This window comes from Psychrobacter sp. H26, from assembly GCF_059073035.1.
In genome coordinates, this window is record NZ_JCACRW010000001.1 from 873,561 (window position 1) to 887,910 (window position 14,350).

General features: G+C 43.2%; 10 protein-coding genes. 7 read left to right on the top strand and 3 right to left on the bottom strand.

What is annotated here, in order from left to right; all coding sequences use genetic code 11:
* The first annotated feature begins 434 nt into the window (after positions 1-434).
* The 5 genes from AC5JPT_RS03595 (at position 435) to AC5JPT_RS03615 (ending at position 9,106) form a co-directional block, all read left to right on the top strand.
* On the top strand, positions 435-2,228 hold the full coding sequence (locus AC5JPT_RS03595) for an acyl-CoA dehydrogenase C-terminal domain-containing protein (RefSeq protein WP_493843072.1): 1,794 nt from the start codon (positions 435-437) through the stop codon (positions 2,226-2,228).
* A 375-nt stretch (positions 2,229-2,603) separates the two neighbouring features.
* Entirely contained in the window at positions 2,604-4,388 is a 1,785-nt protein-coding gene (locus AC5JPT_RS03600; RefSeq protein WP_493857136.1) for an acyl-CoA dehydrogenase C-terminal domain-containing protein, read from the top strand.
* A 259-nt stretch (positions 4,389-4,647) separates the two neighbouring features.
* Positions 4,648-7,089 carry a site-specific recombinase gene (locus tag AC5JPT_RS03605; protein WP_493857137.1) on the top strand — a complete coding sequence of 814 codons (2,442 nt, stop codon included), beginning with the start codon at positions 4,648-4,650 and terminating at the stop codon, positions 7,087-7,089.
* Between the two features lie 499 nt (positions 7,090-7,588).
* Positions 7,589-8,368, top strand: coding sequence for a transglutaminase-like domain-containing protein (locus AC5JPT_RS03610; RefSeq protein WP_493857138.1), 780 nt, complete (start codon positions 7,589-7,591; stop codon positions 8,366-8,368).
* A gap of 294 nt (positions 8,369-8,662) precedes the next feature.
* Complete coding sequence (locus tag AC5JPT_RS03615; protein ID WP_493857139.1) at positions 8,663-9,106, top strand: hypothetical protein; 444 nt, start codon at positions 8,663-8,665, stop codon at positions 9,104-9,106.
* 115 nt (positions 9,107-9,221) lie between these two features.
* Here AC5JPT_RS03615 and AC5JPT_RS03620 read toward each other — a convergent pair whose 3' ends face one another.
* Complete coding sequence (locus AC5JPT_RS03620; protein WP_493857140.1) at positions 9,222-10,049, bottom strand: symmetrical bis(5'-nucleosyl)-tetraphosphatase; 828 nt, start codon at positions 10,047-10,049, stop codon at positions 9,222-9,224.
* Positions 10,050-10,125: 76 nt separating this feature from the next.
* Positions 10,126-10,989: a 16S rRNA (adenine(1518)-N(6)/adenine(1519)-N(6))-dimethyltransferase RsmA gene (gene rsmA / locus AC5JPT_RS03625; RefSeq protein WP_493857141.1), complete on the bottom strand. Its 864-nt coding sequence runs from the start codon at positions 10,987-10,989 to the stop codon at positions 10,126-10,128.
* 430 nt (positions 10,990-11,419) lie between these two features.
* Between rsmA and AC5JPT_RS03630 the strand changes: the two genes are divergently transcribed.
* Both AC5JPT_RS03630 and AC5JPT_RS03635 read left to right on the top strand, forming a co-directional pair.
* Positions 11,420-11,728 (top strand): ArsR/SmtB family transcription factor, encoded by a 309-nt coding sequence (locus AC5JPT_RS03630; protein ID WP_493857142.1) that lies wholly within the window; start codon positions 11,420-11,422, stop codon positions 11,726-11,728.
* Positions 11,729-11,825: 97 nt separating this feature from the next.
* Positions 11,826-13,052, top strand: a complete 1,227-nt coding sequence (locus AC5JPT_RS03635; RefSeq protein WP_493857143.1) for an NADH:flavin oxidoreductase/NADH oxidase family protein — start codon at positions 11,826-11,828, stop codon at positions 13,050-13,052.
* Between the two features lie 188 nt (positions 13,053-13,240).
* Here the strand turns inward: AC5JPT_RS03635 and pdxA are convergent, their stop codons facing one another.
* Positions 13,241-14,323, bottom strand: coding sequence for a 4-hydroxythreonine-4-phosphate dehydrogenase PdxA (gene pdxA, locus AC5JPT_RS03640; RefSeq protein ID WP_493858424.1), 1,083 nt, complete (start codon positions 14,321-14,323; stop codon positions 13,241-13,243).
* Between the last annotated feature and the right edge of the window lie 27 nt (positions 14,324-14,350).

Below are 14,350 nucleotides of genomic sequence, written 5' to 3' on the forward strand. Positions count from 1 at the left end.
CCTTTTAATTAGCAGTGTTTATTAAACACTGCTTTTTTATTTTATGCCCTATTATCATGGCGTTAATCCTGTCAGTAACGTTAGATTCCTATACGGTTATTACTGATGAGCATTGGTGCCTAACGTCGATTGCATAACTGATGCAAGGCGGGTTCATGACTTATCAGTGCTGTGACCAAACTTGTATAATCATCTATGAAAGCCTATCTTTTATAGTGAATTTGTTGGAGCGCATTTAATCTCTTATTGCCCCTAACAATCACTACTCTTTTTAACACTATTTTATGTGATCGACAGCCTGATTGACCTGCTTTGCTGTTTGTCACTTATTTAGATTTTCAGATTGGCTAGGTAAGAGCAACGCGCTAGAAAATAGTGCACCATATGCTTGCTATGAATGATCATCGACTACATTACAAAAAGGACAGGATACCATGCAATATAAAGCCCCTATTCGTGATATGAAATTTGTCATGCATGAGCTTCTAGATAGTACAACTCATTATCAAAATATTGATGATTATGCTCATATTGAAGCAGACATTGTAGATAGCTATCTAGAAACAGCTGCAAGCTTTGCTGAAAACGAGCTATCGCCATTGAACCAAAGCGGCGATGCTGAAGGCTGTCATTTCGAAAATGGCGTCGTGACCACACCAAAAGGCTTCAAAGAAGCCTATAAGCAGTATTGTGAGCTTGGCTTTACTTCATTGACAGCTGAAGAAGAGTTTGGTGGGCAAAATATGCCAATGTCACTAAACTCAGCAATCTCTGAGTTTATGGGCACTGCTAACTGGTCTTTTGGCATGTATCCTGGTCTGTCTGAAGGCTGTATGGCGACTCTAGAGCATCATGGTACTGATGAGCAAAAGCAAAAATACTTACCAAAGTTAATCTCAGGCGAATGGACTGGCGTCATGTGCTTGACTGAGCCTCAGTGTGGTTCAGATTTGAACCAAGTACGTACAAAAGCTGAGCCTAACGATGATGGCACTTACAACATCAAAGGTAGCAAGATCTGGATCTCAGCTGGTGAGCACGACATGTCTGAGAATATCATTCATATCGTTCTAGCTCGTCTGCCAAATGCGCCAGAAGGCACTAAAGGCTTGTCTTTATTTGTGGTCTCAAAATTCCACGTCAACGATGATGAGAGCTTAGGTGAGCGTAACGAAGTATCATGTGGTTCTATTGAGCACAAAATGGGTATCAAAGCCTCTGCGACTTGTGTCATGAACTATGATGGTGCAACTGGTTACTTGATTGGTGAAGAAAACCGTGGTTTGAACGCGATGTTTACATTCATGAACGTGGCACGTATCGGTACTGCCATTCAGGGGGTTACCGCAGCTCAGTTCGCTTTCCAAGGTGGCCTTGCGTTTGCCAATGATCGTTTAGCGTTTCGCTCTTTGAAGGGTGCTAAGGCTCCTGAAAAGCCAGCAGATCCTATTATTGTTCATCCTGCAGTTCGCGATATGTTATTGACTACCAAAGCATTTGCTGAAGGTGGCCGCGCACTTATCGGTTATATGTCTCAGTTTGCTGACATCGTTGCTAAAGGTAATGGCGATGAGCAAAAGTATGCCAATCAAATGCTATCTTTCCTAACGCCAATCGGTAAAGCGTTCTTGACTGAAACAGGTCTAGAAGCGGCAGGTCATGGTGTACAGGTCATGGGTGGTAGTGGCTTCTGTACTGAATATGGTCTAGAGCAGAACGTACGTGATACGACGATTGCTTGTATCTATGAAGGGACAACTCAGATCCAGTCACTTGATTTGATTGGCCGTAAAGTTCTAGGCTCACAAGGCAAGCTACTTGCAAACTTTGTAAAAGTCATTCAAACATTCTGTGAAGACAACAAAGAAAATGACGAGATGGGTCAGTTCATCCGCCCTCTTGCCAAGCACATTAAAGAATGGGGTGATTTGACAGCACGTGTCGGCATGCAAGCCACTGAAAACCCAGATGCTGTCGGCGGCGCGGCGGTCGATTATATGTACTTTAGTGGTTATGTGACCCTAGCTTACCTATGGGCGCGTATGGCACTGGTTGCTCAAACCGCTATTGCAAATGGCACTGGCGAAAAAGCGTTCTATGACGCGAAGATCAAAACGGCTCAGTTCTACTTCGCTAAATTATTGCCGCGTACCACGACCCATGTACAACGTATCGGTACTGGTGTTGAGCCATTCATGAGCATGGATGTTGAACAGTTTGCTTTTTAATTAGACATTAAGCACTACTGACACTGTATTTTATCGGCAACATACCACGGTATGTTGCCGATTTATTTTGTGCATATGCTTATAACTATATAAAAGATAGCCATCAAGAAGATGGTAGTCAGCATAATTATAATTATGACTGTAATCTATACTTGTTAATTAGATACTCTTGATACGTACTGATGGTTTTTAAGGCTTATTTAAACACTACAATAGCTGCCACTAACTTTTGGTGCACGCACTATTCACGAAGAAATACACTAGCATACAAGCTTATTTGTTAAACTTTGAGCATGAATCGCTAAGGTTATATCAAGAGAACAGTTGATAATCTTAACACCTCCAATTTTATTCATTTGAACCAAAGGAATGTTTATGGCTGTTTATAATGCCCCTCTTAATGACATGCGTTTTATTTTAAATGATGTATTTAAAGCGCCACAATTTTGGCAAAATAACGAAAACCTAGCTCATGTCGATATGGAAACTGTCGATATGATTTTAGAAGAAATGGGAAAACTGTCAAAGAATATTCTACTGCCTATCAACCGTAGCGGTGATGAAGAAGGCGCAACCTTTGAGGGTGACGGCGTTGTTACGACCCCAACAGGTTTCAAAGATGCCTACAAACAGTATGCTGAGTCAGGTTGGGTTGGGTTAAGTGGTAACGCTGAGTACGGCGGTCAAGGCTTTCCAAAAATGGTAACCATGCTTACTGAAGAAATGGTTTTCACGGCAAACCAATCGTTTGCCCTGTATCCAAACCTGACAGTTGGTGCGACGCTTTGCTTGAACGCTGCTGGTTCTGAAGAACAAAAACAGACTTATCTAGAAAAAATGTACAACGGTGAATGGTCAGGAACTATGTGTTTGACTGAGCCACATGCCGGTACAGATTTGGGTATTATCAAGACTAAAGCCGTTCCTAACGATGATGGTAGCTTTGGCATCTCTGGTACCAAAATCTTTATCACTGGTGGTGAGCATGATCTTACTGACAACATCATTCACCTGGTATTAGCAAAGACACCAAATGCGCCAGAAGGCTCAAAAGGTATCTCACTATTTGTCGTACCAAAGTTTTTGGTTAATGCTGATGGTAGCTTGGGCGAACGCAACACGCTAGCTGTAGGTTCTATCGAGCACAAAATGGGTATCAAAGCCTCTGCAACTTGTGTCATGAACTTCGATAATGCTAAAGGCTGGATGGTTGGTACAGAAAACACTGGTCTGTCTTCAATGTTTATTATGATGAACTACGAGCGCGTCACGATGGGCCTACAAGGCCTTGGTGGTTCTGAGCTTGCTTATCAGAATGCTGCTTTATATGCTAATGATCGCGGTCAAGGCCGTAGTGATACGCAGCTACAAAGCCCAGAAAAACCAGCCGATGCTATTATCCATCATGCAGACGTGCGCCGCATGCTATTGAATGCCAAAGTAAACAATGAAGCGTCACGTTGTTTTGCTATGTACGTTGCCAAAAATCTTGATGAAGAGAAATTTAGTACTGACCCTGAATCAGCAAAAGCGGCTTCTGCTCGTGTCGCTCTATTAACCCCTGTTGCCAAGGCGTTCTTAACTGATAAGGCATTAGAAGCAACCGTTGATTGTCAGCAAGTCTTTGGTGGTCATGGCTATATCCGCGAGTGGGGTATGGAGCAGATCGTTCGTGATACGCGTATTGCTCAGATTTATGAAGGGACTAACGGTATTCAGGCGCTTGACCTGTTGGGTCGTAAAGTTGCTCGTAACAATGGTAAGTATGTCACAAACTTCTTAGAAGAAATTCGTGACTTTGTGAACAACATGCAAGCAGATCACGCTATCAAGCAAGCTACTCTAGATGCAGCAGATACTATTGAAGAGCTAACCAAAACGGTTCTTAGCAATATTGGCGAACGCAAAAATGAAATCAACGGCTGTGCTGTTGACTACATGCATGCTTTTGGCTACCTAGCCTACTCTTACATGTTTGCGCTAATGGTCGAAGCTGCCAATGGTCAAGAAGGCGAGTTCTATACCAACAAAGCTAAGCTTGCTGACTATTTCGTTGGTCGTGTCCTACCACGTATCAGTGCTCACGCACAGATGGTTAAAGCTGGTAGTGATCCAATGATGAACTTTGATCTTGGCTATTTCGATGTTCCTGCGAGCTAAATGGTCACCTTGAATACTTTATAATTCTTTGATAAAAAGGACAGTCTCGTTACTGTCCTTTTTTTTGTCAAAATAAATCCTAACAAAATAATTCACTATCGATGCGTCGTTACGATTAAAATAACGCAAGACAAGGTGTCGCTACGCAAAATTAAAATCTCCTAAATCTAATAAAGCCATTGCTACTCATTATGTGATGCATAGTGTCAAAGTATCAAATAATAAAAGTAATAGAAACAACTACAATAAAGGGTGCGACGTGTCAGAATTAAAACGCATTTTACAACAGATTACTGCCCTAAGTGATGTACCTGATGCTGCGGTGCTCAAACGCTTAATCGATGAACTACGAGTCAGTGACAAAGAACCGGCTTTAGCGAACGAAAATATCCAATCCCTTATTGATATCTTGCATCAGCATCCAGAATACGGCGATGGTCTCTCTAGCTTTGTGTTAAAACTGATTATCCAATACCGTCAAATCGCGCTGTATACCGATACTGGTATCATGTCAGATCAAGGCTTCTTTAATAGTTTAAGACGATTGATTGGTCATCGTTTTTTGCCAATACTCCCCCAAGATGACTCTGTCGTTGAATTGATTGGTTATCTATTCGACAAGCGTACTGATGAGCGCTGGCTTGCCAATATTGAGGCAGAGAAATGGGATAAGCTGGTAGAGCTTATTAGAGTAGAAGAAAAGCACCTAGATTTGGTCGCCACGGCAAAAAACAGTATTTTAAACGCGATCATTATTTTGTCTTATCGTATTAGCGGACTTGGCTTGCATCCTGATCTGATGGACTCCTACCCGCAAATGCTCAACTACTCCGCTTCTTTTGTAGCTCAAAACCAAGAAGCCGTACTCTTTGTCAATCAATACAGACAAGCACATGAGCTCGACACTTTAACCGATATAACCCCTGAACATGCAGTTGATCCAGCGCCATTGTTAGTTATGATTGAGCAATGCGAAGATATTGTTGCCACTATCCGCAAGCGCATCTATAAGACAGGCATCTCCATTCGTCTGACCAATATGATGCTGCGTTTGGATCAAAGCTTACAGCGCATGCGTATTTTGACAGAGCTCGTCACAGACGATCACCAAAGACGAGATCGCGCCGTCATCGAGCTGATACAGACGCTGATCACCACTGCCAGACAGCGCTATAGTATTGGCTATTTGATTGATAATAATACCAAACTACTCTCACGTAAGGTCACCGAGAACGCCAGCCGCGTGGGTGAGCATTACATCAGTACCGACAAAGCTGGCTATCAAAAAATGTTCAAAAAAGCTTCTATTGGTGGCTTTTTCATTGCATTTATGGCCACCATCAAGATATTGGCTTACCATTTAGCACTCGCCCCTATGGGAAGGGCGTTTATCAATAGCATGATTTATGGTTTGGGCTTTGTATTTATTCATATCATTCGTGGCACAGTAGCGACAAAACAGCCCGCTATGACGGCTGCTGCTATCGCCTCTACGATATCTGAAGGCTCTGGAAAAAAATCTCATCAGCTAACCAAGCTATCAGAACTGGTCGTTGATATTTTGCGGACTCAGTTCGTTGCTATCATGGGTAACGTGATGTTGGCGGTGCCTGTGGCGCTTATTATTTCCTTTGCCTGGTTACAGTATACAGGCGCACCAATGATTGATTCAGAAAAAGCTGGTCACTTACTACACGATCTAGACCCGTTTCGCTCGTTAGCACTCCCTCACGCTGCCATCGCTGGTGTTTATCTGTTCTTATCTGGTCTCATTGCAGGATACTATGACAATCTAGCAGTGTATAACCATGTGGGTGCACGTATACAGCGTCATAGGTTCTTAAAATATATATTGCCTCAATCATGGCTCAAGCGTTTGGGCGGCTTTATAGAAGCCAATCTAGGCGCTATTATGGGCAACTTTTTATTCGGCGTATTCTTAGGTAGTACAGCAACCATCGGCTATATCTTCGGCTTACCTATTGATATTCGCCATATTGCTTTTGCCTCGGCCAACTTGGCACATGGACTTTTCAACATATCTGCTGATGAAATAAATTGGAGCCTCATTCTAATTTCTATACTTGGCGTAGCACTCATCGGTATGGTCAACCTCATAGTCAGCTTTTCACTGGCACTGTTTGTTGCCCTACGCTCTAAAGAAGTGCGGTTTTTTGAGTGGAGTCGCCTCACAAAACTGGTGTTCGGTCATATCATTAGCCACCCTTCTGACTTCTTTTGGCCACGTGATAAGCCGATGGACTATGCACGTATCGATAGCCAAGGGCACATGATATTTGACGACACCTCAGCACAAAAGAACGGAAAGGCAATACCAAGCAATTATGTGGTTCGCCGATTATCTGATGTCAGAATACTGCCTGAGTCTAAGCAAAATGAAGCTCAAAACTCGAAGACAAGTACAGACATATATTATGACAGTCAACCAGAAGGTGATCACACTCAGCCTCACAACTCTCCAAAAAAAGTCGTGGATCTAGATGATGGTTTGACTGATGAAGAGCTGAACAATGCTCCTTATACCGATGATATTCAGTATGATAAGACGACCAAAACAATAAGTGTCGTCAATAGCGATAACCTCGATGAAGAATATCATGCTGATCCTGATGACAAGCCGACTGGCGATGCCAAAACCCCCTTACCAAAACCGAAAAAACCACCGAAACTACCCAATTAGGGGGATAGCTTTGGTGGCTAGATACTTGGTAAATAGCTGGTTTTAAAACCATAGTGTTCATAACGTTCGTTATGAACACTATGGCAGTATTGAGTCAAGCACTAGTAGACACAAACAAGCCCAAAAATAGCAGTGGCATGGGACGTACGGGGCCGAGCTGGCAGCCTTTGATTAAGTGACACTTCGAGTATAGCGCTCGCTTTGCAACGATAAGTCCATAACTAATCAATTTTTGATGCGTTTCAGGTTTAATAAAGCCCGTCTGCATAGTGCTATAGTCATATCTTACCTTTTTAGATTGAAAAACGGTACTATGATAATTCAACTCTGTCAGGCATTGCTACCTGACTTAAGTACGCCAATCTCTGATATACAAAACAGTTCATCGCAAAATATTTCGGTTTCGATAGACCTGCGCGGCTTAGGTGTCGCCTCGTATCTATTAGAAATCCCACACTGTCCTTAGTCCACCAGACCAACACCCTTAGTGAGTTCAAACATGATCCTGAAACTTGATGTCAAACTTCATTATCGTCTATCCGAGCCGATGGACCTTTTACTTCAAATCGAAGCTGCCGATCTTGTCGATCAACAGGTGCGTTCGACTGAGATTTGGACATCAGACGTTGCACATTTTTCACGGGTCTCAGCCGATGATGGCATAGGAGAGCGGATCTGGATTCGCGCAGAAGGAGATTTTAGCTGTACTTACCTCGCAGAAATTGCAGTTGACCGTCCTGCCTTGGACATATCGGTACTGCCCCAAGTGCCTCTCCATCTTTTGCCCGGAGAGACGATCAGACATTTGATGCCATCTCGATATTGCCCATCAGATCAGTTCCAAGCCTTTGTGGATGCTGAGTTTGGCAATCTCGCTGGCGGTGCACGGATTGCGGCGATGCGCGATTGGATCGAATCGGCGTTTAGCTATGTGCCAGGATCAAGCCACGCTCAGACCACCGCACTTGACAGCTTTGTTCAGCGTCAGGGCGTCTGCCGCGACTTTGCGCATGTTCTTGTGACACTAGCGCGCGCGTCGTCGATACCAGCTAGGTTCGCAAGCGTTTATGCGCCCGATGTGACGCCACAGGACTTTCATGCCGTGGCGGAGGTCTATCTCGGAGGGAGCTGGCATCTTATTGATCCGACTGGTATGGCAGAAGCCGACACGATGGCCCGCATCGGTGTTGGTTCCGACGCGTCTAGCGTCGCGTTCCTAACGGCGTTCGGATCCATGGATTTTGTCAACCAATCAGTATCTGTGACCAGACAAGCTTAGGGGCCTGACCCTAGGCATGCCATGTGGCGTGTTCAAGAATAAGTAAAATCTGCTATAAGCGAGTAATTGCATCGGTGTATTGTTTGTTTCAAGACCAATGCCATTACTCATGTACGATAGAGACTTCACTAAAGTATCTTATGCTGCTGCCTTTTTGGAACTCATCCCTACTCAGTCTCTCAACCTATTCTCAAAGTCGTATATTTATTCAAAGAGCTATCGGTATCTAATCAGTGTGGTATATGGGTGTTGAGTTGCTGACCATATAACCACAGATGAATGGACAAAAAATTAATGTCTAGTATAGAAAAAAGACTGACCCAAGCAGATATTTTTTACCAAAATAATGAACCAGAGCTGGCTCTTGAGATCTTAAATGAAGTAATTACTGATAGTAATTCAACAGATAGCGAAATAGCTGAGGCTTTAAACCTCAAAGGAATAACCATAGAGCTTGCTCCATATCTTTCTGAAGATAAAGAAAACTACTCTGGACTTATTTATTTCCAAAAAGCTTTGGAATATATCCCTCACAACACTAGTATTCTATTTAATGTACTCAATTCATTTTCTTGTATAGACATGATGCAAGACTATACTCAAAAAAACAAAAGTGCTTTTATGTGCGCATACGATGTCTTGAATAATGACTTGTATGATTTTTTAAACGAAGAATCCAAAAGTGAATTGCATAAATTTTCTTCTAAATATCACGAATTTCAAAATGAATGCCTTTAGGGCACACACCAAAAGAGCCAGTTATTTAACCCTTTAAACGTATTAATGGACCGCTTAAAACACATCACTTACCTAGCCTTATATATCAAGATGTTTATAGCCCTCGGTACGAGCTTTAGCACCCTGCACCTGAAGTAAGAACCTGTCCATCACCCAGTCTATAAGCTAATAGATAATTACCCCAAACGCAGCCTCCATCAAGCGCGCGTGCATGTGGCAAATCAATCTCACCTTTTAGCGCCGCCCAATGACCAAACAGTATTTTACGCGTGCGCGGTACTTGCCACTCAAACCACGGCAAAAAGTCTTTTGGCATCGGCTCATCTAGTCCAGCGTTAAACTCAAACTCAAGCATCCCATCTTGCTTACACAGTCGCATACGAGTAAGGTAGTTAGCGATTGCACGCATCTTGGTAAAACCATTAATACCTGCATGCCACTCATCCGCTTGTTTGCTATAAAGATTGGGGAGTAATCGATCCAGCTGCTTTAGGCTGCCTTGTAGTTGTGCTTCTAGCTGCTTGGCATATCCTGCTGCTGCCTCAACAGTCCAATGTGGCGGGATACCTGCATGTACTAGCACGGTATGCTTATCTGGATAAGCCAACAACGGCTGCCGACGCAACCATTCAAGCAATTCATCACAGTCATCAGCGGCAAAGATCGGTGCTGTTTTGTCCTTGCTTTTGAGCTTCGCCGCACCGCGCCAAACAGCTATCAAATTAAGATCATGATTACCTAATACAGTGGCTGCTGCGCCTTGCTCACATAACGCTTTGACATCGCGTAATGTATTTAATGAGTCCTCGCCGCGCGCCACCAGATCACCCGCAAACCAAAGCTTATCTTGGTCAGGATCAAAATCTAGCGTCTCAAGCAACTGTAGATAAGCCGCATAGCAACCTTGCAAATCACCGATGACATACTGATGGCGAAAACTCATAATACCTCTATGATCTTTATGTGATGATAATTAGCAGTCTATTAACTTAAATCTTTAAAACTCAACCCTCTACCACTTAAACCTCTAAGTTGCGTGCCTGATTGCTTAGGTTCACAAAATCTGTAACGCTCAAGGTCTCAGGACGCGCCTGCGGATCAATACCACAAGCGTCAAAATCGCCTTCACTCAGTGTTGGCAGCAAGGTCGATTTTTTAAAGATAGCCCGTAGGGTTTTGCGGCGATGGTTAAAGGTCTCACGTACCACAATCGCAAAATGCTCTTCGTCCTCTGCTACTACGGGTTTGTTAATATGCGGCGTTAGTCGAAATACTGCACTGGTGACTTTTGGCGGTGGGTTAAAGGCACCACGCGGTACTGTTAACAAATAATCGGTATCACAATGATACTGCATGATGACAGACAAACGACCATAGGTTTTGCTGCCCACGTCTGCTGTGATACGCTCAACCACTTCTTTTTGTAGCATAAAATGCATATCTTGAATCACATCGGCATAGCTGAGCAAGTGAAATAAAATAGGTGTCGAGATGTTATATGGCAAATTACCTACTACGCGCAGCTTACCACGCTCTTCGCTATATAGCTCACGATAATCGACATGCATGGCATTGTCTTTGATGATCTCAAAATTTGGGTGACTGTTAGCCCCAATACGAATACGCAAGCTGTCTGCCAAGTCACGATCCAGCTCTACCACTGTCATCGCATCCACTTCTGCTAGCAAAGGCTCAGTCAACGCGCCCATACCTGGTCCAATCTCGATCAAATTGTCATCACGCTCGAGACGAATGCTTTCAACGATTTCACGAATCACACTGGTATCATGCAAGAAGTTTTGACCAAAGCGCTTACGCGGTTGGTGTTTGGCAGCCTTTAAGCTGTTAGAGATAGATTGAGCATCAAATGTAGAGTTGGACATAAAAGAGTCTTAATGTATAAAAGAGAAATGGGCTATGGCAGCAATGTGCTGGTATTATAATGGCGAATTATACCACAGCTCATAATTAGGGCGTGTTTTTGAGATATTTTATCTATAAACCATCTGAAATGTAGCACAATAAACATGGCGGCTTTTTATTCTCGAACCATCTAACATAAGACCCGTTATGGGAATAAGGGCGGTACCCTAGTGAGGACTTGAAACTTAGGCTGTGAGCTAATGATATCGGTATATTAAGTTATTTAGGTAGTTGCGGTGTACTTCATTGTGTACATACCGTGAGCTTTTGGATCATTATTTTTATTTATCATAAGCGCTGTTATAAGAGCAATCGTATATTTTGAACTTTCCAATACTTTAATAACTGTTCTACATTGACTTCTAATTACATATCGAGATATCATGGTTTATGAATATAGAAAATGTAATATCCGCTCTTAATAACCCCATGCGCCGTCAAATCCTTGAATGGTTAAAAGACAGGTCGAATTTTCCAGCCTCATTACCAGAGCACGCTGATTTAGACGGTGTGTGTGTGACATATATCCAAGAAAAAGCAGGATTATCACAATCAACCATCTCGAATTACATGGGTGTATTAAAAAAAGCAGGATTGGTCATTGCTGAACGTCATGGACAATGGACATTTTATCAACGTCATGAGGCCAATATAAGAATTTTTCTTAATGAGGTTGAGAAAGAGCTACTAGAAATCTAGTAAGCAGCCTTACTAAAATCAGAGGTGTTCTATCTTAAGACAGCGTAGCATTAACATAGAATATCGAGATATTTCAATATAACGATGGAGCGTATTAATGAAACAACCAACGACCAAAATTAACTCATCCAACCTAGTAGATACATTAGGTCAGTCACTTCAACTGCCTTGCGGGGTGGTGCTAAAAAACCGAATGGTAAAGGCTGCAATGTCAGATTCTCTCGGTGATGGGCAAGGTGATGCAACGGATGCTCAATCACGTCTTTATGAGCGTTGGGCGCAAGGCGGCGTAGCATTGTCATTGATTGGCGAAGTACAAGGTACTCCTCATTATCCTGAGAAGCCTGGCAATTTAGTACTAAACCCAAATTCAGATATCGAGGCATTACAGGATTTGGCACGCCGCGGATCTATCAATGGTGCTCATCTTTGGCCGCAGCTTGGACACGCAGGAGCGCTTTCATATTTGCCTATCAGTCAACCTAAAGGCCCTTCTGCCTTAGATCTTGCAGAGTTAAAATGCAAGGGGATGAGCATAGAAGATATCGAGGCGTTACCAGCTATGTATGCAAACGCAGCCATGATTGCTAAAGATGCAGGTTTTGGTGGTGTTCAAATACATGCAGGACATGGGTTTCTTCTAAGTCAGTTTTTATCTCCATTGTTCAATCGCCGCACCGATGGATACGGTGGATCTATAGAAGGAAGATTCCGTGTCGTATATGAGGTGATAGAAGCCGTTAGAGAGGCGGTGGGCGATGCATTCCCCATTGGTATTAAGATAAACTCAACCGATCAATTAGAAGGTGGCCTAACAGAAGAGGATGCTATGGGAATGATTGGTATCATTGATCAGACTTCTATCGATCTGATTGATATCAGCGGTGGCACTTATTTTCCAGGAGCGCCTGCAAGCTCAGACAGCAGCTCTGGTAGTGGGCCTTACTTCGTTAGTTTTGCACAACGTGCAAAACAGATAACCACTATTCCTATTATGGCGACAGGCGGTTTTAAAACGCGTCAGCAAGCTGTTGATGCTATTGCGAGTGGCGCGGTCGATATGGTCAGTATAGGTCGTGGTATGGCATTAAATCCAAATCTAGCCAATGACTGGTTAAATATTGAAGGTGGTGACTCAAAGTTTCCAAGATTCGCTACCAACCCTCCAGGCGGCGTCACTGCCTGGTATTCCATGCGACTAACAGCATTAGCAGAAGATAATGAGGATGCCTTCGATTTAGATCTAGAATCTGCTATGAGTGTTTATGATGCAAGAGATGAGGCTCGTTGCGATGAATGGCGTCAAGTATTTGGCGATGTTTAGAGTATACCCCAAGGGAACCAAAAAAACAGATCTCTTAATCAATTAACAGACCACTTAAAACAGACTGACATAATGGAACCACTTATATTAGGTCGTATTTGATTATTTATAAATAGGCATTGCTCACACCAAAATCATCCAGTACGACGTGAAAAACACCTATAATGCGATAGATCATAAAAAAGGTATCAGATAATAAGCGACTTATCCGCCATCTCATTCGCCATATTCAATGCTTGGTATAAGCTGGTCGCACTCGCCCCGCCCCGCCCTGCCAAATCTAGCGCCGTGCCATGATCGACAGAGGTGCGAATATAAGGCAATCCTAAGGTTAGATTAACCGTATCGCCAAAACCGTGCGATTTGAGTACGGGTAAACCCTGGTCATGATACATAGCGATGACCGCATCGCAATTGGCGAGATGCCTAGACGTGAATAGCGTATCCGCGGGCATTGCCTCTGATATATTGACACCTGCATCGATAAATTCTTGCAAGACTGGATTGATAATATCAATCTCTTCACTTCCCAAATGTCCACCCTCGCCTGCATGTGGGTTAAGACCGCATACCAAGATACGAGGCTGTGCAAGACCGAATTTCTCTCTCATATCATCGATGACGATTTGTACCGTTTGGCGCACATTGTCTGCCGTGATGGCAGCGGGTATATCTTTTAGTGCCAGATGGGTCGTGACAAGCGCCACTTTCATGGCTTGATTGGCAAGCATCATGACCACTTTGTCACAACCACTTTGCTGCATAAAAAACTCGGTATGACCGCTAAACATAGTGCCATCCAATAGCTTGATATCTGCATCTATGAGCGCTGATTTTTGCAAGGGACCTGTGATGATAGCGGCGACTGTTTCATTTACTGCTAGCTGATGAGCAATATCTAACTGCCTAGCCACCATTGCTGAATTGGCGATATTGATTTGTCCGCCCACAACTGATGCGACACAAGGAATATTAAGAATGATAAAAGCACTATCAGCATCTATATCCTGCTGTGGTATTTGCTTGACCGTATTCATATCAACATCATTTGCATTGACATCAATGGTTTGCCAAGTAGGTGCTTTTATCAGTACGCCAGCAGCAATAAGCTCATCTGCTCTTACTTGCATCGCGCTTGCATCGGCGATCACCCACATAGGGCGATCAAAATCTTGTAGCTTGCCCTCTGCCGCCAAACTCAATACGACATCCATGCCAATACCTGCAGGCTCACCAGTCGTGATTAATAATGGACGTTTTTCTGCTGTCATAGTCATAGCTTTATTTTCCATAAATTT